The sequence below is a fragment of the Martinezella lusitana genome, from assembly GCF_010668395.1.
Lineage (GTDB): Bacteria > Pseudomonadota > Alphaproteobacteria > Rhizobiales > Rhizobiaceae > Rhizobium > Rhizobium lusitanum_A.
Window position 1 is genome coordinate 22,706 of sequence record NZ_WUEY01000036.1, and the last position, 21,765, is coordinate 44,470.

21 protein-coding genes and 1 pseudogene are annotated in these 21,765 nt (G+C 62.0%); 14 read left to right on the forward strand and 8 right to left on the reverse strand.

All coding sequences use genetic code 11. The features are described 5' to 3' along the window. Positions 1-575 precede the first annotated feature (575 nt). Positions 576-2,729, forward strand: coding sequence for a ParB/RepB/Spo0J family partition protein (locus GR212_RS34665; RefSeq protein ID WP_163994197.1), 2,154 nt, complete (start codon positions 576-578; stop codon positions 2,727-2,729). A gap of 80 nt (positions 2,730-2,809) precedes the next feature. Here the strand turns inward: GR212_RS34665 and GR212_RS34670 are convergent, their stop codons facing one another. Next, positions 2,810-3,133, reverse strand: coding sequence for a type II toxin-antitoxin system RelE/ParE family toxin (locus tag GR212_RS34670; protein WP_163994199.1), 324 nt, complete (start codon positions 3,131-3,133; stop codon positions 2,810-2,812). Next, positions 3,133-3,414, reverse strand: coding sequence for a type II toxin-antitoxin system Phd/YefM family antitoxin (locus GR212_RS34675; RefSeq protein WP_163994201.1), 282 nt, complete (start codon positions 3,412-3,414; stop codon positions 3,133-3,135). The genes GR212_RS34670 and GR212_RS34675 overlap by 1 nt, the downstream gene beginning before the upstream one ends. Before the next feature lie 531 nt (positions 3,415-3,945). On the opposite strand from GR212_RS34675, the gene GR212_RS34680 reads away from it, so the two are divergent. From GR212_RS34680 to GR212_RS34695, 4 genes are all read left to right on the forward strand, one after another. After that, complete coding sequence (locus GR212_RS34680) at positions 3,946-4,368, forward strand: antirestriction protein (RefSeq protein WP_163994203.1); 423 nt, start codon at positions 3,946-3,948, stop codon at positions 4,366-4,368. A 156-nt stretch (positions 4,369-4,524) separates the two neighbouring features. Continuing rightward, positions 4,525-5,715 (forward strand): DUF932 domain-containing protein, encoded by a 1,191-nt coding sequence (locus GR212_RS34685; protein WP_163994205.1) that lies wholly within the window; start codon positions 4,525-4,527, stop codon positions 5,713-5,715. An 88-nt stretch (positions 5,716-5,803) separates the two neighbouring features. Continuing rightward, positions 5,804-6,805: a hypothetical protein gene (locus tag GR212_RS34690; RefSeq protein WP_163994207.1), complete on the forward strand. Its 1,002-nt coding sequence runs from the start codon at positions 5,804-5,806 to the stop codon at positions 6,803-6,805. 15 nt (positions 6,806-6,820) lie between these two features. Further along, positions 6,821-7,129 carry a hypothetical protein gene (locus tag GR212_RS34695; RefSeq protein WP_246726203.1) on the forward strand — a complete coding sequence of 103 codons (309 nt, stop codon included), beginning with the start codon at positions 6,821-6,823 and terminating at the stop codon, positions 7,127-7,129. 29 nt (positions 7,130-7,158) lie between these two features. Here GR212_RS34695 and GR212_RS34700 read toward each other — a convergent pair whose 3' ends face one another. Continuing rightward, positions 7,159-7,326, reverse strand: a complete 168-nt coding sequence (locus GR212_RS34700) for a hypothetical protein (RefSeq protein ID WP_163994209.1) — start codon at positions 7,324-7,326, stop codon at positions 7,159-7,161. A 91-nt stretch (positions 7,327-7,417) separates the two neighbouring features. Next, positions 7,418-8,608 (reverse strand): DUF1173 family protein, encoded by a 1,191-nt coding sequence (locus GR212_RS34705; protein ID WP_163994211.1) that lies wholly within the window; start codon positions 8,606-8,608, stop codon positions 7,418-7,420. A gap of 448 nt (positions 8,609-9,056) precedes the next feature. On the opposite strand from GR212_RS34705, the gene GR212_RS34710 reads away from it, so the two are divergent. The 9 genes and pseudogenes from GR212_RS34710 to GR212_RS37005 all read left to right on the forward strand — a co-directional run bounded on the left by GR212_RS34710 (position 9,057) and on the right by GR212_RS37005 (position 18,808). Next, a complete protein-coding gene (locus tag GR212_RS34710; RefSeq protein ID WP_163994213.1) occupies positions 9,057-9,278 on the forward strand; it encodes a hypothetical protein in 222 nt (73 codons plus the stop codon). A 95-nt stretch (positions 9,279-9,373) separates the two neighbouring features. Beyond that, positions 9,374-9,700 carry a hypothetical protein gene (locus GR212_RS34715; RefSeq protein WP_204326892.1) on the forward strand — a complete coding sequence of 109 codons (327 nt, stop codon included), beginning with the start codon at positions 9,374-9,376 and terminating at the stop codon, positions 9,698-9,700. Between the two features lie 122 nt (positions 9,701-9,822). Further along, positions 9,823-14,307: a bifunctional class I SAM-dependent methyltransferase/DEAD/DEAH box helicase gene (locus GR212_RS34720; protein ID WP_163994217.1), complete on the forward strand. Its 4,485-nt coding sequence runs from the start codon at positions 9,823-9,825 to the stop codon at positions 14,305-14,307. After that, a complete protein-coding gene (locus tag GR212_RS34725; RefSeq protein ID WP_163994235.1) occupies positions 14,304-15,350 on the forward strand; it encodes a DUF7146 domain-containing protein in 1,047 nt (348 codons plus the stop codon). The genes GR212_RS34720 and GR212_RS34725 overlap by 4 nt, the downstream gene beginning before the upstream one ends. Before the next feature lie 322 nt (positions 15,351-15,672). Next, a complete protein-coding gene (locus GR212_RS34730) occupies positions 15,673-16,614 on the forward strand; it encodes a DUF2493 domain-containing protein (RefSeq protein WP_163994219.1) in 942 nt (313 codons plus the stop codon). 81 nt (positions 16,615-16,695) lie between these two features. Further along, positions 16,696-16,962: a type II toxin-antitoxin system Phd/YefM family antitoxin gene (locus GR212_RS34735; RefSeq protein WP_163994221.1), complete on the forward strand. Its 267-nt coding sequence runs from the start codon at positions 16,696-16,698 to the stop codon at positions 16,960-16,962. After that, a pseudogene (locus tag GR212_RS37415) lies at positions 16,959-17,369 on the forward strand (type II toxin-antitoxin system VapC family toxin). The gene GR212_RS34735 and the pseudogene GR212_RS37415 overlap by 4 nt, the downstream one beginning before the upstream one ends. A 609-nt stretch (positions 17,370-17,978) precedes the next feature. Further along, positions 17,979-18,299, forward strand: a complete 321-nt coding sequence (locus GR212_RS34745) for a DUF736 domain-containing protein (protein ID WP_163994223.1) — start codon at positions 17,979-17,981, stop codon at positions 18,297-18,299. Between the two features lie 341 nt (positions 18,300-18,640). Beyond that, positions 18,641-18,808: a hypothetical protein gene (locus tag GR212_RS37005; RefSeq protein ID WP_204326890.1), complete on the forward strand. Its 168-nt coding sequence runs from the start codon at positions 18,641-18,643 to the stop codon at positions 18,806-18,808. A 367-nt stretch (positions 18,809-19,175) separates the two neighbouring features. Here the strand turns inward: GR212_RS37005 and GR212_RS34750 are convergent, their stop codons facing one another. The 4 genes from GR212_RS34750 to GR212_RS34765 form a co-directional block, all read right to left on the reverse strand. Next, the gene (locus GR212_RS34750; RefSeq protein WP_163994225.1) at positions 19,176-19,418 is read right to left on the reverse strand and encodes a hypothetical protein; all 243 of its coding nucleotides are present in this window, start codon (positions 19,416-19,418) and stop codon (positions 19,176-19,178) included. Next, positions 19,418-19,657, reverse strand: a complete 240-nt coding sequence (locus tag GR212_RS34755; protein WP_163994227.1) for a hypothetical protein — start codon at positions 19,655-19,657, stop codon at positions 19,418-19,420. Before GR212_RS34755 ends, GR212_RS34750 begins: the two co-directional genes overlap by 1 nt. Next, on the reverse strand, positions 19,654-21,573 hold the full coding sequence (gene traG / locus GR212_RS34760; RefSeq protein ID WP_163994229.1) for a Ti-type conjugative transfer system protein TraG: 1,920 nt from the start codon (positions 21,571-21,573) through the stop codon (positions 19,654-19,656). The genes GR212_RS34755 and traG overlap by 4 nt, the downstream gene beginning before the upstream one ends. Beyond that, on the reverse strand, positions 21,564-21,765 hold a 202-nt coding region (locus GR212_RS34765; protein ID WP_163994232.1), incomplete at its 5' end, for a conjugal transfer protein TraD. The genes traG and GR212_RS34765, both read right to left, overlap by 10 nt.

Below are 21,765 nucleotides of genomic sequence, written 5' to 3' on the forward strand. Positions count from 1 at the left end.
TTCTGCAGGCGCAACACGCTGCTGCGCTCCGTCCACATGTCTGCTATCGGGGCTCTGCTACAGGATGCCCTACGGCGGGGATGAGGGCGCAAAGCGGAACTCATTTCCTCTCAGCCGGTTATGGCTTGAAAATTTGCTGGTCTCAGTGCGCTCAGGCCCCTGCAACCAATCCCACGATACAATATCTTGAGGCGATATTAGTCTCTCTGGCGAACACTTGGGCTGCCACATCAATTCGACGACGGCATATAACACATTGCCGTTCGTCGAAGCGTGCCTGGTCGGCGGTGCTCTCCGTCGCCATGTGATAAGCCATTTCGCGGAGCCGTTCCGTGAGGACGGCTTTGTAACGGGGGGCGCGCCTTTGACGGAGATCTGCGGGCCGTTCGACGTCATGCGAAAGCAGATGGCCGCCTGGCTGAACAGGCCTCTTTCCGCAGCCGGCGATGGCCCGGATGCTGGCGGGAAGCGGTGATGGCGGCGGATGAGGTTGGAGGGAGAGGGGGGAAGAAGCGTTCATGGCGGGTTGAGGTTGTCGGAGAGAGGCTCCGGCCAATCCGCCACGGAGAAAAAAAATGGCAAAGGCCATCCAGAAAATCACGCTCAATACCGGGCGTGACATCCCCTTCGACAAGCTCGTTCTCAGCCAGCAGAACGTGCGCAAGACCAAGGCGGGCGTCTCGATCGAGGAGCTTGCGGAAGACATCGCCCATCGCGGGCTGATGACCAGCCTCAACGTCCGCGCCGAAGTCGATGGCGACGGCAACGAGACCGGCATCTATCGCATCCCGGCTGGCGGCCGTCGCTATCGCGCGCTGGAGCTGCTAGTCAGCCAGAAGAAGCTGTCGAAAACCGCGGCCATTCCCTGCATCGTCAGCAAGGGCGACACCCTCGAAGTCGAGGATTCGCTCGCCGAGAACGTCAAGCGTGTCGATCTGCACCCGCTGGACGAGTTCCGAGCCATCATGACGTTGCGTGAACAGGGCCTCGACGAGGAGGACATCGCCGCCCGCTTCCATATGTCGGTCGCAACGGTGAAGCAGCGCCTGCGGCTGGCGTCGGTCTCACCACGCCTCCTCGAACTCTATGCCAATGACGAGATGAAGCTCGGACAGGTGATGGCGTTCTCCATTACCAATGATCATGTTCGGCAGGAACAGGTCTGGGACATGATCTCGCGGTCGCACAATCAGGATGCCTATTATATCCGCCGGATGCTGACCGAGACCGCGGTCCGCGCCTCCGATCGTCGCACCGTCTATGTCGGCATCGAGGTCTATGAGGCAGCCGGCGGTGTGGTGATGCGTGATCTATTCGAGCAGGACAATGGCGGGTGGCTGCAGGATCCGGCGCTGCTCGAACAGCTCGTGCTCGAAAAGTTGACCACTGAGGCGGAAGCGCTGAAGGCCGAAGAGGGCTGGAAGTGGATCGAGGCCGCATTTGACTTCCCCTATGGCCACACCTCCGGTCTTCGCCGCGTTTACGGCGAACGGGCGGAATTCACCGACGAAGAGCTTGCCCGGCATGATGCCCTTCAGGCCGAATACGACAGGCTCGACGCGGAATATGCAGAGGCGGATGAGCAGTCCGATGAGACTGAGGCCCGGCTTGACGAACTCGGCAACGAGCTGGACACGCTGAACGATCGGCCCTATATCTTCGATCCGGCAGAAGTCGCCCGCGGCGGCGCATTCATCTCACTTGCCGCCAACGGTGAGCCAAAGATTGAACGCGGGTTCGTCCGGCCCGAGGACGAACCGGTCGCCGAGCCGGAAAGCGGTGATGGCGATGACAGCACCGGTGATGCTCGAAGCGAGACTGACACTCCTGCCACTTCCGCGAATGGTGGCATCTCGGTCAACGGCAAGCCTGTCGGCGTCGAAGAGCCGGAGGAAGACGACGGCAAGGTTCGTCCGCTTTCCGATCGCGTCATCGAGGATCTGACGGCGGCCCGCACCGTCGCCCTGCGCAATGCGTTGGCGAACGATCCTGTGATGGCCTTCATCGCCGCCCTGCATGCCGCGGTCCTGAAAATCTTCTACAGATACGGGACTGACTCGTGCCTGGAGATCACGCTCCAGCACACCGCGTTCAGCCAGACACAGGGGCTCGGCGATACGGTCTGGGCAAAGGAGATCGAACAGCGGCAGGAATCCTGGGGCTATGATCTTCCCGGCAACGCCGACGAGGTCTGGAACTATCTGACCGCGCTCGACCAAGATAGCCGCATGGCTCTCTTTGCCCATTGCGTCTCGCTGTCGGTGAACACAACCGTGCAGGCATGGAACCGGCGTGCCAAGGAAAACGCCCACGCAAGGCAGCTTGCCCGCTCGCTCGGCTTCGGCATGGTCGCAGCCGGCTGGACGCCTACGGTCGACAACTATCTCGGTCGCGTGACCAAGGCGCATATCCTGCAGGCGGTCCGCGAGGCGAAGGGCGAACAGTCGGTGCAACTGATCGATCATCTGAAGAAGCCCGACATGGCGCGGGAAGCCGCCCGGCTGCTGGAAGGCAGCGGCTGGCTCCCCGAAGTGCTGCGGCTCCCGGTCGATCGGATCCCCGAGGACGGAGAGGTCGATGCGGTGGTGCCGGACGCTGTTGTCCAGGACGATACCACTGACGCTGCCGACATCGATCTGCCAGCCTTCCTGACGGAGGACGAGGAAGCCGCAGACGAGGCAACCGGCACGATCGATGGCGACGGCAAACATCTCGAAGCCGCCGAGTAATCGCTCCAAAACGCACACTCACGAAAGCCCGGCCCACCGCGCCGGGCTTCTGGGGTTCGAATTGGGATAGCCGTCCACCATCATCTGAAAAGCCGCCGCTCCAGAAAGGACTGCATATCGCGACGGCCATCGGCAACGCAGTAGACAACCACATCTTTGCCCATGATGCGGTAGATCACCCGCCATGGCTTGTGATGCAGCTCGCGATAGTCTGAGATGCCGACCGTGATCAGTTCCTTCGGAATGTTTCCCCGCTCGGGAAACGCATCCAGGCCGAGGCAGGCCGTTTCGATTTCGCCCAGAATGCGGTCAGCCGTTTCGGCACCGTCGCGCCCGGCGATGAAGCGGTAAAGGTCCTCGATATCCCGTTCCGCGTCCTCGGCAAAGAGAACCCGATAGGACATCAGGATGGCTCAGCCGATATGCGTTTGCGAATACGTGCGAACGCTTCCGCGGCTGGAAGGACCCTTCCTTCTTCCACCTGCTTGCCGGTAAGCGCCAGCACCTTCAGGAGCGCCAGCGTTTCCTGCGTCTCTTCATATTGCGCCACATCCTGAAGGACGGCTTTCGCCTCTCCATGAACTGTGATGACCACCGGCTGGCGGTTATCACCGAGCGTGCGAATGATCTCGGGCGCATGCGCCTTGAGATAGCTCATGGGCTTGACCTGTTCCGACAGTTTCATGATCCGCGTCTCCTTTGACCAGAATATAGACCGCCAACAGGTCGATTGGAAGAGGCGTTGGATCTCCCGTCCAAACTCGGGCGCGGCGCAAAAGGCCGCTCCGTTGGCTGCACCTCCAAAATCCAAAGAAGGGATCGACTATGGCGAAACCCATACTCAATGCGGAAGGAGATCTGTCCCGGGACATGCAGCCGTGATCGGGACCGTCATCATCTCCGATGGCAGCAATCCGAGCGGCGTACAGTCACTTTCACCCAGATTATAGCATGTCAGACCGCTCTGACTTTTTGGGCGCGGCCCGCCGTCAATCCAGAACCTCACTTTCCATTCAACCCAGCCCGGCCGTTGTGGCGGGCTTCTCCCCGTTCTCAAGCAGTGGCCGGACGTCTGCATCTTTCCTCTTGCGCGCGCCGGCATGGGGCGGCTGCGGCCAGCCGGAAGGGAAGAGTGGGGCCGAGTAGAGGGGCGAGGCCGGTCCGTGGAGAGAGGGGCGCCCGGCCAGAATCCTGTTGCCTCTCTGGAGAAAGATCGATGTCGATATCCGAAGTCACACCCCAAACTGCGTCCATCGTTCCTGATGAGCGCCGTCTGGAATTCCTGCCTACCCTGTTCGGGCGCTCGCTGCTGATGATTGGCGAGAACGCGGTCTACAGCCTCATGGAGCGGCTCAGCCCCCTCGACTATGGCGGCGGGTTCTGGGATTTCTACGAACACGAGGGCAAGCCGCTGTTTCTTGCTCCGAGGTCCAAATCGCGTTTCAGGATCACCGGCGAGATCACCGGGTTTCAGGGGGAAGTCTCGGCGGAAGCTGTCGGGATTATCGCCACGCTGTTTGCCTTCTCGCATCTCTCCTTTCAGCACCAATCCGAGCATCTCTCGGAAGGCTACGGCCGCCTTTACGCCTATTCGGCTGACCACCCCGAAGCCTCGGAGATCTTTCAGGCGATCGATTGACCAATTGCCCTGCGTCGTCCTCGGGCGGCGCGCTCACCTGTACTGACCGCATCGCCCCGTCAGTCGGGTCTTGCGATCGCAATTCATCGTCCATTTCACCAGCCCGGTTGTCGCAGGAGCGGTCAGCCGGGCTCCTTCGTTTCAGGAGACTTCATCATGAACACCATGATTTCCAATCCGCGACCGACATCATCTGGATTCAAGGTCGATATATCCCGCGGCGAACGCATCGGCCGCGTTTCGTCAGAATGGTTTTCGCGTCCAGACGACGAACGCTATCTGTCGCTTTCCGATCTTCACCATGCCGTCAGCGCCAGAACGGATCGCGCTCGCGTCCGTACGGTCGAGACCGCGGATATCCGCGTCGAAGCGACCCGTGACAATGCCGAACGCCTGTCCCTGATCGTTCCCGGCGGGCGCGAGCCATTGGCCCCGACCCACTGGAGCTATGGCCAGCTTTGCAGCCTCGTCGGCGCGCCTGCGAGCTACATGCGCCAACTGCCCGCGCCTTTGGCCGCGATCAATCTCCAGCATGGCTTGCTCAATCACAATGCCGAAATGGTCAAGACGCTGGAGATGGACGACGGACGCTTTGAACTGCGCGCCGTGACCGGTCCGGAATACGGGCGCATCTGGGACAGGGATTTGATTGCGGCCATCATGAATATTGCCGGAAACGGGACGGGCGACACGATCTGGAAAGTCCCGGGTTTGCTCGACTGGTCGATCATGACCCACAATCCCTTCGTCGACATCACGAAGAATACGACGACGCTGTACGCCAGCGATCGCGACGTCTTCGTCTTTCTTTGCGATGACACACACCCCATCGAAGCCGGGCGATTGCCGAACGGCGAACCTGATTTGTATTTCCGTGGCTTCTACGCCTGGAACTCAGAAGTGGGTTCAAAAACGCTCGGAATTGCAAGTTTTTACCTGAGGGCCGTTTGTGCCAATCGCAACCTTTGGGGCACCGAAAACTTCGAGGAGATTACCATCCGGCACTCGAAATTCGCGGCCCACCGTTTCGCCCAAGAAGCTGCCCCGGCGTTGACGAATTTCGCCAATTCCTCGCCAGCGCCGTTCATTGCCGGCATCCGCGCCGCGCGTGAGCGCATCGTCGCCCGCACCGAAGACGATCGCTCGGAGTTCCTGCGCAAGCGCGGCTTCTCGAAGACCGAAACCGGCAAGGTTATCGAGACGGTTCTGTCCGAAGAGGGGAGACCGCCCGAGTCAGTTTTCGATTTTGTGCAGGGTATCACCGCTTTGGCGCGGGGGAAGTCGCATCAGGACACGCGGCTCGAACTCGAAGGCAAGGCAAAGAGGCTGCTCGAAAGCGCCGCCTGATCGCGCCAATCCCCTGCATACCCTCATCCATCCCTTTCATCGCCCGGCCATCGCGCCGGGTTTTCCCTGTTTACGGAAAGGAAACATCATGACCCCGCTCGAAACCAGAATCTATAGTCGTCCGCCCATTCCGCTGGCCGACATCAGCCCGCTCGAAATGCTGCTCCTCACCAATGTGCTCGAGTGCAGCGAAACCGAAGAGGGTCTTGTCCTGTTCACGGATTTCGGACCGACCAACCCGATCCGTGTGCCGCGCAGCGAGCTGATCACTGCCTTTCGCGCCTCATCGCAATATGCCGAGGATCCGCTCAACATATTCATCGCCGACCGTGTCCTCTCTCTTTTGCCGGCAGGCGGCAACACGGTCGAGGACGACGCGATGATCGACATCGACCTCAGCCAGTTCCCGTGGCCGTTCGTGGTTCAGGGCATCGTCGCGCGATCAGCGGATCTGTGCGAGGTCACGGTGATACAATGGATGAATCACCCCTCGCAACGTCCGGAGAGCTTCGGCGCCAGCGTTTCGCTGATCACCGCCAAGGCCATTCATCATGCCACAAGCGAGGATATTCTCGCCCGTTTCAGGATTCAGGATAACGCCCTCCCACCTGCTGCGGCGTCGGCTGCCTCGCCAGAAGCCGATGGCGCTTTGACCGGTGGCGCTGCAGGCGATCCGTTCACGGTGAAAGAGATCGAGACGGCTCTCTGCATCTGGGAGGCGATGCTTTATTTTCGCGGGCTGCATCAGGATGGGCGGCCGGTCCCCGACAATATCGTCCGCATGTCCGAAGTCTGGGATGCTGCCGGATGGCAGGCGATGCGTTCCCATGTTCGCGAGATCGTGCCCTTCGCACTCGACGTCCATGACGACGTTTCAGAAGACCTTGAGGAAGAAGGTTTCACCTTCGATTTCGATTTCGCGCCGGCGTTCGTCGAGACCCTCTCCTGGTCCGAGGATGGCGCCTTCCGAGAAGGCGAACCGGATGAGTTCCTTGAAGACGTTATGGTGGCCGTCAGGCGCCATCGACAGGACGTCGTCGCGCGAAACACATCGAGCTTCAATCCGCCTTCATGCCAAGTCGGCTCATGAGGAAAGGCGTTACCTATGTCCTTGTTCAACACAATTTCACTTTCACCAATGCAATCGGGGCGACTGCAGACCGCACTCGACCGGCAATACCGCTTCGACGGCGTCGTCAAAACGCTCCGGTCCCACATTGAGGAGCTGGCCGCAGCAGGCAAGCTCGAATTCAGCGAAGGGGACGGAATGATCGATTATTCCCGAACCCACTTCAACCGGCTTGGCTCATATGCAGAGCAGGACGCTTATATCGCCCGCCTCAGGGCCAAGCGATATTTCTACCTGAATGGATGGGTGGTTCCGAAGCTGGTGTACGATGCGATCAAGCGCTGATGTCGGCGGCGTTCTTCTCCGCCACCATTTCAGCGCGGCAGAGGTGTTGCGTCATCACCCCCTTCGGCCATCTGTTCGGCGGTGACCTGCTCTCCCGCTGCTTTGAAGTCGATCTTTTCCCAGATCGAATTCTTGCCCCGGGACAGGCGATGCGGGTTCTTGATCTCCACGACGAACGGTTTTTTCGCAGGTTTCATGGGGTTCCGTTGGACAGATGAAGCTTCGAACCGTCGAGGTGCTATTATTCGGCGCGGTCTGTCAACGCCCTCCAGATATGTGTTTTGTGGATCACGGCAGGCGTGGGATTTCACCCTCCGCCACCCGCCAGACCCAGGGCGTGATCTCCGGCCTCGCCTCGATCATGTCAGCCAGCGCCTGCTCATATTCCGCTCCGGCGCTTGCCGGCACGATGAACATGGCGACGGGGGCGGGTTTCTGTTCCGGTAACGTCACCGACACGATCGGCGCATCCCGTGACAGATTGAAACGCAACCCCTTGACGCTCTTGCGCTTGAGGTGGCCCAGCTTCTCCAGAAGCCGAAGCTCGTGAATGTCCTCGAACGGCAGCCAGTTCTCGTTGACTACCATCAAGGCGACCTCTTCGGCCGCCGCAATGCCGGCGGCCGAGACGCCGAAGGTGGCGATGACGATCAGATGGAAGGTCTCGTTCGAGCGCCACAGTTCGAGTTCGAGCTCATAGCGTGCGACGAGCCGCCGCCATGCGCTCTCCTCGATCATCAGCGGAAAGGGCATGTGCCGCACGACGATCCTCTGCCCCTCGCGAGCAGCGGAAAACTCCTTCACTTCTGCCACGATCATCATCAGCTTGCGTGGACCAGCGTCCGTCGCCTGCACTCCCTTGAGTGCAACTGCACGGCGGGCGGCGATACCATCCTTGTCTTCGGGATGAAACACTTCCGGCACGAAGAGCATTTCGCCCAGGATGGTGCCTCTTGCCGTCATCTGCGCGGCGGCATTGAGAAGGCTTGCTCGCACTCGGCCCCAGCCGCGCCTGCCTGTCCAGGTTGAACGCCATTCCGTCAGTTCGCCTGCTTCCCAGAGATAATGCAGCATCGCCCGCAGCGACAATTTCCTTGGCTCGCTCCGGATCCCGTGTTCTGACGGTTGAGCCAGCGCGCTGGGTGCTGCGCGAGGCCCGCGCTTCGTCAGCGAAAAATCCAGCTTCAGGTCGGCCTTGCCACTGGCATCGATCTGGATCGCATTTCCGATCAACGGGCCAAGGCCGGAAAGCTCGTAAGGTGGCTCGTAGGAAGGGCATGAAGGATCGTGATCGCGTCCCGACAGCGGCATCCGCTTGATGAGATACTGGTCTTCGACCCGTGCGATGTACATCGGCGCCGGCGGCTCTTTGCACATGCACATCGGGCGAAGCCGCTGCTCGTAGGCCTGCGGCAGAAACTCCCGCAATTCAGGCGAGGATTCCTCGACCACCCGGTCACCGATCGTAACCTTTCGCACCTCTGTTCTCTCCGTTTCTTTATCGAAGTTACACGCCCACCATCCGTTTTACTATCGCAAATTCGTTAGTAAAATGGATGGTGTCGAGGAACCTGCGCAGTGGAGTTCCGTCAGTACCGGGCGGTGGAGCGATGTGGCGCAGAGGAGGAGTTTGGCTGGCAGAGGGGCGGCAGGTTCGGGTCGGAGGAGAGGCTTCCGGCGGCCCGCCGTGGAGTTCCTGCCATGCACAAACATCAGTGCGACCGACAAGAAGGAGGCTGGCAATGCAGATCAGGCGTAAACCCCGGCCGGCGAACAGCGGCGATATCTCGCTCACTCCCTCTACGCGGCGGAGCTCGGGGCGCCCGACCCTGGCCGCTATCGTTCGACGCCGAGCGGCGCGCCGGATGTCGCGGCGCTCATTCACCCCGGCATGGTGATCCGCCCGTCGTACGGCACGGGCGGAACGGTGATCGGGGTTGAAGGTCCCTATGTCCATGTCGCGCCGGATGGCAGCGAGCATCCGCATTTCACGATCGTCTATGTGCCCTCAGAACGGTTCGGGCGGCACGGCAAGCTCGATCGCAACTGGATCAACGAATGCGTCACTGTTGACGGCCGCATCCTGAAGCTTCTCGAAGCCAACCGCGACGAGGTCTTTATCGAAGGTGCGGTCTCCGGCCGGCGCTGACGCCCCCCAATCTTCCTTCCAACCTTTTCTAACCAGGCCCGGTGCTCCGAATGGAGCGCCGGGCCTTTTGACGTTTTCAGGAGAGCATCGTGACCATGCCTGCACTCGACTACCCGCGCCCAGCATCTGCGCCGGTCGCACCGGTCGCGCCGGTGTTCCTCAATTTCCGTTCGCAGATCGTTCGGCCCGTCTGCTTCGCCGTCGTCTATTGGGACGGTCCGGGCGATACGCTCTACGCCTTCGAGGAGCGCGACGCCTTCGAGCGCCAGCGCAGCGCGGCCGAGCGACATGGCGTCCATGTCCATGAGCTGTCGGTGGAGGAGGTGGTCGATTGGATCGCAGCCGGCGGCAATGCCGTCCTGCATGAGGTATCGGTCGCCGGCGTTGCGGCATTCGGAAACCTGAAGCTCGCGTCCGGCTGAAGGCCAGGCGCCCGCGGCCTTGGTCGTTCCAGAGGGAGAGAGGGGCCGGGAAAGGGCTGTCTGCCTGGGCTTGGAGAGCGTCCGGGCGGGCCTGTCCTTTTCCGCTCTCGACAGGGTTTCCCATGAACATCGTTCCTTCCCGCGTCGCAAACGCCACCACCGCCTCGCTCGCTCCCGCCGATAGCACCAGCCGAGCAGGCAAACTCTTCCGCTCCGGTCACGCGCTTCTGCCGTCTCTCGAACATGGCCAGCCCATCGGCGCAGCCGATCTCCGCACCATTCTGATGAACATCTTCGGCGGCTCGGACGCAGAAGGCTTCTGGTCATGGAAGGACGCCTACGAGGCGACCGAGGTGGCGCAGGTCCTGTTTCTGCGCAAGTTCGGCGCGGCAATCACCGCCCGCGCAAACGCGCCGCAGGCGACGCTGGCGATGCTGACCAAGGTGGCGGGCTTGGTCCCCACCCACACACGGCGCTCGGAGGAAAGCCAGCAACTCCAGCAATTTTCAACGCCGATGCCACTGGCTTATGTCGCGGCCCGCGCCGCCGGCATCATGGCGGACGATACCGTGCTCGAACCCTCCGCCGGGACCGGCCTGATGGCGATCTTCGCCGAACTCGCGCATGCGCGCCTTTCTCTCAACGAATATGCGCCGGTCCGCCATGGCCTTCTGCAGCAGCTCTTCTCCGGATCGACCGTGTCACAGCATGATGCCGCCCACGTCGATGACTATCTCGATCGTTCGATCCGCCCGACGGTCGTCTTGATGAACCCGCCGTTTTCCGCCGGCGTTCATGTCGAAGGCCGCATGACTGAGGCCGCATGGCGTCATCTCGCCTCCGCCTTCGCGCGGCTTGCCCCCGGCGGCCGGCTGGTTGCGATCACCGGCTCAAGTCTCTCTCCCGACAATCTCAAATGGCGCGACGCCTTCGTCCGCCTACAGGACCGCGGCACGGTTCTGTTCAGCGCGGCGATCGATGGTTCTGCCTATGCCCGGCACGGCACGACGATGGAAACGCGACTGACGGTGATCGACAAGATCGTCGCTACGGATCCGTCGAGCCTGGTCGCGCCGCACGGTGTCGCCCCCGATCTGGAAACCTTGCTTTCATGGATCTCGGGCCTGCCGCCCCGCTCGCCGTCGACCGCGTCGAACTCTATCGACGCTCTTTCCAACGGCATGCCTCGCGCCTGCACGGCGAAGATGGTCGCCCGAAAGGCCGCGGGCACCCTGCGTTCCGCGGCCGTGGCCGATCCAGTCGCACCAGTGGCACATGCCTTGCCCGCTGCTCACGCGCCGCGTCTCCTATCCCCGTCGCCCGCGCGCGTCGATGATGAGGTGGTCGCGCTCTCCTACGAACTGCGCGATGCGGCAGAGATGACCTGCGCCGAGCTCGCCGACAGCATCTACGAGCCGTATCGGCTGCAGGCGATCCACATTCCCTGCGCAAGACCGCATCCGGACAAGCTGGTTGAATCCGCCGCCATGGCGTCCGTCGCGCCGCCCAAGCCGACCTATCGGCCGCATCTGCCGAAACGCGTTGTCACCAGCGGCGACCTTTCCGACGCCCAGCTTGAAAGCGTGATCTATGCCGGCGAGGCCCATTGCGGCTATCTCGCCGGTCACTGGTCCGTCGACGCCAGTTTCGACAATCTGAAAGCCGTCAAGCCGGAGGACGAGGGCGCTGTCCGCTTTCGCCGCGGTTGGTTTCTCGGCGATGGCACGGGTGCGGGCAAAGGCCGTCAGGCTGCCGGAATCATTCTCGACAACTGGCTCAAGGGCCGTCGCCGTCATCTCTGGATCTCCAAATCCGAGACCTTGATCGAGGATGCTCAGCGCGACTGGAGTGCGCTCGGCCAGGAAAAGCTGCTAGTCACGCCGCTCTCACGCTTCCGCCAGGGCAAGCCGATCAAACTCGATGAGGGCATCCTCTTCGTCACCTTCGCCACGCTGCGCACCGACGAGCGTGAGGGCAAGCGCTCGCGTGTCCAGCAGATCGTCGACTGGCTTGGTCAAGAGGCGGTCAGCGGCGAAGCCGCGACAGGGAACGCAAAAGGTTTCGATGGGGTGATCATCTTTGACGAGGGCCACTCGATGGCCAACGCCGCCGGCGGAAAGTCCGAGCGCGGCGAAAGGTCCGCCTCGCAGCAAGGCCGCGCTGGCCTTCGGCTTCAGCGTGCTCTTCCCGATGCCCGCGTTATCTATGTCTCGGCAACCGGCGCCTCCGAAGTGGAGTCGCTCGCCTATGCCGAACGCCTCGGTCTTTGGGGCAGCACTGACTTCCCTTTTGCGACCAGATCGGAGTTCATCGCAGCGATCGAGGATGGCGGCGTCGCGACGATGGAGGTGCTGGCCCGCGACCTCAAGGCGATGGGACTCTACGCCTCCCGGTCCCTGTCCTTCGAGGGAGTGGAGTACGACATTCTCGAGCACGGGCTGACCGAAGAACAGGTCCGCATCTACGATTCCTACGCCGAAGCCTTCCAGGTCATTCACAACAATCTCGATGCGGCACTTGAAGCCTCGGGCATCGTCAGCAACAGCACCACGCGCAACAAAAATGCCAAAGCCGCGGCCCGCTCCGCCTTCGAGAATTCGAAGCAGCGTTTCTTCAATCACTTGCTCACCAGCATGAAGACGCCGGCACTGATCGACGCGACGACCAGGGACGTGGAGGAGGGGCATGCGGCGATCGTCCAGATCATCTCGACCGGGCAATCCCTGACCGAGCGCCGCCTCGCGGAAATACCGACCGAAGAGTGGGGTGATATCCAGGTCGACGTCACGCCGCGCGAGATCGTTGCCGAATATCTCAACCATTCCTTCCCGACACAGCTCTTCGAGGAATATTCCGACGCCGAAGGTAATCTCCTGTCGCGGCCGGTTTACGACGCCGACGGCAACGCCGTCCTATGCCGGGAAGCAGTTGCCCGCCGGGACGCGTTGCTCGAACGGCTCGGCAGCCTGCCGGCGATCCCGACCGCCCTCGACCAGATCGTTCAGTCATTCGGCACGGATCGCGTTGCCGAAATCACCGGCCGCACTCGCCGTATTGTCCGCCGCGACGGCGGCGACACGATCGATCGCTTTGCCGTCGAAAGCCGTCCAGGGAGTGCCAATCTCGACGAGACCCGCGCCTTCATGGACGATGAGAAGCCGATCCTGATCTTCTCCGAAGCCGGCGGCACAGGACGGTCCTACCACGCCGATCTCGGCGCGAAGAACCAGCGCCTGCGTCTTCACAACCTCCTCGAAGCCGGCTGGCGGGCCGACGTCGCCATCCAGGGCCTCGGGCGCAGCCATCGCACCAACCAAGCACAGCCTCCGAAATTCCGGATGATCGCCACTAACGTCAAGGCGGAACGACGCTTCCTGTCGACGATTGCCCGGCGTCTCGACACGCTCGGCGCCATCACCCGCGGGCAGCGCCAGACAGGTGGGCAGGGGATGTTCCGCTCTGAGGACAATCTCGAATCGCAATATGCCCGCGATGCGCTGCGGCAGTTCTACAAGCTGATCCACGGCGGCGGCCTCGCCGGCTGCTCGCGGGAGAAATTCGAGGCGATTACCGGTCTGTCGCTGACATCAGAGGAAGGCGGGCTCAAGGACGAGCTGCCGCCGATCCACATCTTCTTGAACCGCATGCTGGCGCTCACCATCGCCATGCAGAACCTGCTGTTTGGCGCCTTCGAGCAATTGCTGGCGGCGCGCATCGAAGGGGCGATTGCAGCCGGCGTCTACGATAAGGGGCTTGAGACCCTGACGGCGGACCGCATGACGGTGAAGAACCGACGGCTGGTCTATACCCATCCGGTCACCGGAGCGCAGTCGCACCTGTTAACCATCGAGCGCATGGATCGCAACCAGCCGATGCAGCTCGCCGACGCGTTGAGCCTTGCCGCGTGCGATCCCCACGCCATGCTGATGGTCAACGGCAAGTCCGGCCGTCCCGCGGTTCAGGTTCCGACCCGTTCGATCATGCTCGACGATGGCTCCGTCCAGCCGCGCGTCGCGCTCGTCCGGCCGATGGACGAAATTCGTTTCGAGCTGCGCCAGCTCGAAGAAACCAACTGGGAGCAAGCGGACGAGCAGCGCTTTTCCGCCGCTTGGAATGCCGAAGTCGCCGCTCTCCCGGAGTTTTCCCTCTCGACCATGCATGTGGTCTCGGGCCTCCTATTGCCGATCTGGAAACTGCTGCCGCAGGACTATTGCCGCGTGTACCGGCTTGAGACCGACGAGGGGGAGCGGGTCGTCGGCCGTCTGATCTCTTCGGAATGGCTCTCCCGGCTTTGCCGGAATTTCGGGCTCGACCAGACGGAGGTCGTCAGCCCTGCTGAGGTGTGGCAATCGCTGCGCGCCGGTTCCTCGATTGTGGCACTCGCCGGCAACATGACGCTGCGGCGCGTCCGGGTGATGAACGACTATCGCATCGAGCTCGCCGGTTTCACCGATGGTATGCGTGACAGGCTGAGATCCATCGGCCTGTTCTCCGAAATGATCGCCTGGAAAGTCCGGTTCTTCATCCCGGCCTCGGATGATGGGCAGGCGGTGCTGTCGCGCCTGATTGAACGGCATCGCATCGTCGACGTCGCGGGGCGGAGCTGACCGTCATGTTGTCCGCCTCGCAGTTGGCAGATCGTCTGGCGTGCGACGCCGAGGCGGTCTGCCGTCACTACCTCTCCGCCGGCCGCCGGGCCGGTAATTACTGGATCGTTGGCGACGTCGCCAACAACAAGGGCAGGTCGCTCTACGTCCATCTCTCCGGACCTCGCAAGGGCAGATGGACGGACGCGGCGACCAGCCAATATGGCGACCTCCTTGATCTCGTGCGCGAATCTTGCGGCCTGGTCGATTTCCGCGACGTTGCCGATGAGGCGCGGCGTTTTCTGAACGAGCCGCAGCCCAGACCGGTGTCGTTTCGCAGGGACGATACCCTCGACAGCCAGCCCGCCGAAAGACCGGCTGCGGACCGTGCAAGACGCCTGTTCCGTACGACGGAGCCGCTCTCCGGCACGCTCGCCGACAGCTATCTGCGTCAGCGCGGCATCCGGTGCGCATCTTTGCATCCCGCGCTCCGCTTCCATCCGTCCTGCTACTATCGTGATCTCGCCAGCAGCAAGACGAGCCGCTATCCGGCGCTGATCGCAGCCGTGACCGATCAGGCCGGCGAGATCACCGGCGTGCATCGCACCTGGCTCGACCCTGATGGCGACGGCAAGGCAAGGGTCGACGATCCCCGCCGTGCGCTGGGCGGGCTACTCGGCAACGCCGTGCGCTTCCGCTTTCCTGTCGATGGGCTCGTGCCTGTCATGGCGGCGGGCGAGGGCCTCGAAAGCATGTTGTCGCTCTCGCATGTAATGCCCGGTATGCCTGTCGTCTCGGCGCTGACGGCCAATCATCTTGCCGCCTTCCGGCCACCGGCCGGATGCTTGCGCCTCTACGTTGCCGCCGACGCGGATGCCGCCGGCCGGCATGGCATCGAGGGACTGAGCCGCCGGGCGCAGGCGCTCGGCATTCTGCCGCTTGTGCTCACCCCGGAACTCGGCGACTTCAACGAAGATCTACGCCGGCTTGGACCTGATCGGCTCATCGCAAATCTTCGGGGCCAACTCGCACCGGAAGACGCCTGGGCCCTTCTTCCCGCGTGATGCGGCCGCGGAGCAGAAGACTGGTACGGGCGCGGCGTGGCTGGCAGGGCCGGTCCCTGCCGGTCTCCCTCCTGGTCAGGCGCGCCTGCGGGCCTGCCGAGAGGCGCCCCTTACCAGGCAGCTGTCGGGCCTTCAGCGGATCGGTCAGGTTTCTTCCCCGCGCCGGCAAGCCGGCGCTCCTCGCGGGCCAAGAAACCCTTCCTCAACCGCCCGGCGCTGCGCTGGGCCGCTTCGCTGCGCTCGCGGTTCCGGCCCGCCCGCTGCCTGTACGGGGATCGCCGTCAGGCCGCGAGAGGCGCGGCCCAAACCGACGGTGACCATCATGAACCTGACCTTGTCCCTCGATGACGCCTTCGAGCCGCACCGCGCGTCCTCCCCGACGGACCGCTTCATCTACGAGATGCAAGTCTTTGGCTACCGACCCTTCCAGGACGAGCCGGATCCCCGTCCGCTGCCCGAGGAGCCAATGGTCCAGTCGGCGCTGACCGCGATGTTCTCCGCGATGTTCGAAATGCTCGGTGACACGCGGCTGGAGCCCGATCTCGAAGACCTGCTCTGGTCGACGGTCAATCTCTTCCATCGCGCCGGCGAGCGCATCCAGCGTGAACTTCAGCGCAATGAGGATGCGCAGCGCACCGGCCAGCGCGAGCAGGACGGGTCGGAAGTCAAGAGTGTCGAGCTTGAGCGCCATGTCATAGAAGGCATCACGCTCCTCGAACGCCGCAACGCCTTCGAGTTCATGCGCGACTACGCCGCCGACCTCTTCGAGGCGCAGACCGGATCGGCGTGGCGGCCGCGCACCGGCTCGAAGGTCAGCCACGCCAATATGACGGCGGCGATGATCGACTCCAGAGACTTCCTGTCCGCCCGCCGGCGCGCCGAGACCGAGGTGCTGATCCCGGCTGGCACCAAGATCGCCTTCGGCGGCGGCATGGACTACAATGATCACGATCGGATCTGGGCCGCGCTCGACAAGGCCCATGCCAAGCACGCGGATATGATCCTGCTGCACGGCGGCTCGCCGAAAGGTGCCGAACGCATCGCCGCCTGCTGGGCCGAGGCCCGCAAGGTCACCCAGATCGCCTTCAAACCCGACTGGAACAAGCACGCCAAAGCCGCCCCATTCCGGCGCAACGATGAGATGCTGGCGGTTATGCCATCGGGCGTGATCGTCTTCCCCGGCTCCGGCATCACCGACAACCTTCGCGACAAGGCCCGCCGACTCGGCATCAATGTCTGGGAACTCAAAGCAGATGGCGCATAAGCGCCATTCTCACCTTGCCGAGGAGCCTCTTGCATTTTGGAGGAATTGTGTACACATTTCCCGCTCAAACGGAGCCTCGCCATGCCTCGGTCCCGCCAACAGACATCTTCTCTTCGCCATGTCGGTGTGCGGGAGTTTCGCGGCAATCTGACGTCCTTCCTAAAGCAGGTCGAGGATGGCCAGCGGTTCGTCCTCACCTCCCATCACAAGGTTGTCGCGGAAATCGGGCCGCCATCAAAGGACATTGTTGTTCGCAAGCCCGGCGCGTTGCGCGGGAAGATCAACGTTGCCGATGACTTCGGCAGCCTGCCGGCAGATGTTCTGTCGTCAATGGAAGACGAGGCGTGAGGTTACTCCTCGATACGCATGCCTTGTTGTGGTGGCTGAACGACGACGGGAAGCTGGGGAACCATGCGCGTGGCCCTATCGGCGATCCTGAGAAACGACGCCCTCGTCAGCGCTTTCTCCCTGTGGGAAATCACCGTGAAGCTGCGGATCGGCAAGCTCCAAGCTTGGTGCCGATTTAGACGAGATTCTTGCGATCTTACCGGAGCAGGGTTTCGATCGGCTTGATATCTCCGATGCGCATCTTGTCGCTCTCGCTGCTCTTCCGCTTCCTCACCGGATCCCTTTGATCATCTGCTCATGGCGCAGGCGGTGGCGGAGGAAGCGCATTTTGTTTTGTTTCGCAAGATCAGCATGTCGCGCTTTACGGCGTTCCGTTCGTGACTTGCTCGGATCCTGTCGCCTTGTGATCCTCGCGGGTTTGGTTGAGCCGCCGAAGCTGGCCCCGATTGCTCGGAGGGCCCGCTTGCCGATAGCGGTGTATCTGCGGATGCCGACCGCTCAGACGGCGGGACGCTGGAACGCGAGTTGCTGAAGGCCGTATCCGATCCTCCGTGCGAACGGCGTCATCCGATATTGCCGCACGGTCCGCAGGCGGCGATGCGGTCACTGTGCCGACCTCGCGGACACGCAAAGGTGTGATCTCAGCGGAGGCGTGCTCATCGCGCCCAGCTGCTGCGACAGGGCGAGGGCAGGACGTTGACCCGGCTGGCGGCGACTGGCTCAGGGTGCGTGGCCAATATCCTACAGCGCTGGTCTGGGCAGCCATGGATTATCGCGCCCTTCAGTTGCCCCGAACCATTCCCGTTTTATGTCGCTCGTATAGACGACCGCCTGCTTTTGCGGCCAACCCCTGAAGGGGTAAGACTCAGGCAAAATTTTGCGAAATTCGATTTCAGTTGTTTGCTTCTGGCGGAAAATAGAATTTCCCAAAAATTTTGCCCGAGCTGACCGCAGCAGTCGGCCGTCTCTTCGTGCGCCATCGGGAATGGTCCCGATCAACCGAAGGAGCAAGTACCATGGCCACCACGATCGCAACACTGACGCAGAAGGACGGCATCTTCGAAGGCGTCTTCGCCACCATCCGGGTCAACGCCCCGATCGCCATCGTCCCGAACGCCAACAAGGCAAGCGAGGAAGCCCCCGACTACCGGGTCATCCACCGCAAGACCGGCTTCGAGATCGGCGCCGGCTGGAACCGCATCGCCCGCCAGACTGGCGAGGAATACCTCTCGGTCAAGCTGGAGGCTCCTGAGATAGGCGTGATCTTCGGCAATCTCGCCCAGGCGCCCGGCGGCGATCCGAGCAAGAAGGTGATCCTCTGGAACAACCCGAACTGAACGGCAAGCAAGCGGCCCCGAGCGATCGGGGCCGACTTCGGCGTATGAGGCCAGGCGGCTGGAACGATTGTGGGAATGATCGCGGGCATCGAGCCCGCGATCATTCCTTTTGGTGCCAAACGAGACCAAACCTTGTCTGCTCAGAACGCCAAGTCTGCCGTGAGCATCGTGCCGCCTCAAGGACTACCGCGGCACCTCCAATTTTCAGCCGACGCCCTGAAGGACGCCGTCAGAAAATCGGTTCCTCCGCTCGCCGCCTCCGGCGGTCGCTGCGCGATCCTTGACCCGGCGCGATCCTCACGACCCCCGGCGCCATCTTTCACACTATCGAGGAGATGACGATGACGAACGAACTCGAAATGCAAGTCGAGGAACTACGCGCCGAACTGGGCCACTGCGACCCCACCGAGCGCCACCAGATCGCCGTGGAGCTGGAACAAGCCCGCGCCGCGCTGAAGGCGGCAATCGCTGTACAGGAGGGCGCAGACGACCGCGCGCCCCCTCAGTGAGGGAGGCGCTTCCGCAGAAGCATCTGGTTCTTCACGCCGGGTCGACCGGCGCGAGGAACCCGAAGCTACGCTTCGACCGGCGATCAAATGAGTTGATGCTGCCGCCTCCGCGGCACCGTCTTGTACCCTCGCGCTCGTTTCGCTCGCAGAAGGTCGAGAAACATAGCGACAGCCTGGCCGTTCTGGGCATTTCCGCTTACGAGCCTCGGCTTCGTCGCATTCGCTCTCGGCTATGCATTGCTGACCGACTGGATTACGCCGCCGGGCGCAGAAGATCCGTTTGAACGTTATCGCCGTCACCGGAGGTGCCTGACAGGCTGCCGTCTATCACTGCGTAATGTACCTGCTGCAGCCCGCCGTCGCTAAATCAGTTTTTCGACGAAGAGAGAATACTGGTAATTGTTCCCAGAACAATAAGTGCCCCAGCCTGGATCAGCACCCATACGTCCGGCCCGTAGACCGCGCACCAAAGCCCGGCAGTCAAGCAAACCAGCGCGTTGACGATAAGGGACCTGACCTGCCACGGAAGATGCTTTCCCTGCCGCGACACAAACAAATAAAGCACGATCGCAATTGCCAGCAGAATGGCAAAGGTAAGCACGATCTCCATTAGGATCCTTTCTTGGTCGTGGTCTTGAGGGAAAGGCGGGTCTCGCCTTGCACTGCATTCAGCACGGATTCTTTGAATAGCTGACTCACGCGAATAAGATAGTATCTCATTCCGAAACTGGCAAAATATTCACGACGTCGGATGCTTGCGGTGCTCATGTCGATATGCCGTTGCGGAATGCGACTGACCTCGAAGTGAGCGAGGCGGAATACGACCGCGCAGAGCAGGCTGAGCATCATGGGGTGGCTCTGACGAACCGATTGGCGTTAGCCGCTGCATTCATGTCCTTTCGCCGAAAGTAGATCGCGCGACCGCAGCGGATCGGGCTGTGCCCCTGCACGATAATGATCTGTTCGTCCTTGCGCATCGACTGGGTGATTTCATGCGGCATGATCAGTGGCCGCCGCTGGAAATTGACGTTCTCCGACTTACGCGATGCGCTGTTCTTCGTGTCCCAGCCGATGTTGCGAGAGCTTCCTTTCACCTCCACCGTCATTTCGCCGCACTGTGCCGACACGTTGCGCGCCGTGTCGAGCGCTTTGATAGCGGCATAGGACGCAAAGGCGCAGCCGTCGATCCATGACGTCGCGCCGTCTCTCCCGAAATGCCGCTCCAACTGCCCGACCGACTGATACATCAGCATCATGCTGACCCCGTACTTGCGGCCGCGATCCCGCGCCTCTTCCAGGACGCGCATGTAACCAAGCAGGTCCACCTCGTCGAGCATGAAGAGCGCCCGACGATTGAAACTGCCGTCAGCCTGAATCATGGCATTGATTAACGCGCCGATGATCACCCGGCCGATGCCCGGATAGGAGCGCAGGATCGACGCGGGGATATTGAGGAAAATATCCTTCTTGCCGCTGACGATATCGCTGGACCTGAACGCATTGCCGCAGACCAGCGCCGCATAGCTGTCGAGCGAAAGCCATTGCGTATCCTTGGACGCTGTCGAATACACGCCCGAGAAGGTCTGCTCGGTCATGTTGGTGAATACGCCCAAGGTTTCGCGGATAAAGGCCGAGCCTGAATTCTCCTGAATGTCGCGCAGCATGGCGAGCACCGACGGTTCTGGCTCGGACACGATCTGGCGCAGGCTGCGCAGGTTTCGTCGACCGGCATATTCGGGCGACAGCATGACGTGGGCGAGCAGTCCGGTCAGAAGATTGTGCGCCTGGCTCTGGAAGTAGGAGCCGGTCGAGCTTTCGAAACGAACGCTCTCCGACAGCAGCATATGGGCGACACCGACGATGTCCTCCTCTTGTCTGATCGACGTCTCGATCCCGTCGAGCACGTTGAAGCCCATGACCGGGTTGGTCGGATCGAGCACCATGACCTCGCGCTTCAGCACGCGAGTGCGATGTTCGGCGACCATCGGTGCGACCTCGGTCGACGGGTCGAGACAGATCAGGGGTCCGGTATAGCGCAGCGCCGTCGGCACGACGTTGCTGGTGGTCTTGTATCCTCCCGATCCGGCAAAGAAGAGCATATGGGTGGAATCGAAATCTTGGCTATAGGTGAGAAGTGGGGCCTTGCCGCCTTGCCCCCAGGTCGAACCGTCGTTCGGATCGAAGGGCAGCTCATGGACGATATCCTTGTCGACACGATAGCGCTCGCCGACGACGATCTCGCCATCAGCCGGAAAGAGCTTTCCCGCTGCCGACATCGATAGCCAGTCGGCATCGCCGAAAGTCGCACGTCGCGCCCGTTTGACTTGTTCGGGAACGACGGTGGAGATCCGGGCCGAGACCGCCACCGCCATAAAGCCGCACAAAGCGCCGATGACGACGATCATGTCGAGATAGGAAAGGGCATAGTTCCAGGTGACGACACCACGTTCGACGAAGGGAGCGAGCCGTCCATATTCTCTGAGACCATAGAATCCCACCATAGCCAAGAAGCACACCAGGCCTGTCATGGCGATTGGCCGCCGGCGATGCATCGGCAAGGTCCAAACCGCCAAAAGGCCGGTGAGCGGTCCAAACAGCAGCACGGGCATCGGGGCTGCCCGCAGGAACCAGTATTCGGTCTTGCCCGACATGCCGGCGGCCAATCCGGTCCATCGCCAGCCGACGATATAGACGGTGATAGCGGTGACGGCGATCGGCACGAGGACGAGCACCAGGCTCGGATGCAGTTTCCCCTTCAATGCCATTCCACCACCTCCTCCTCAGCCTGTGCGATCTCACCATTGAGCGAAGGCGCCTTGAACGCCTCTTTGCCGATATCGCGCAGCCGCCGATGTTCCGGCGAGCCTGCCGCCAGTCTCGCCAGTTCGAGCAGGCCACCGAGCAGAAAGGCACGGTCGGCCTTCGATAGACCCGCCTTGACGACGATGCCGCCGAGG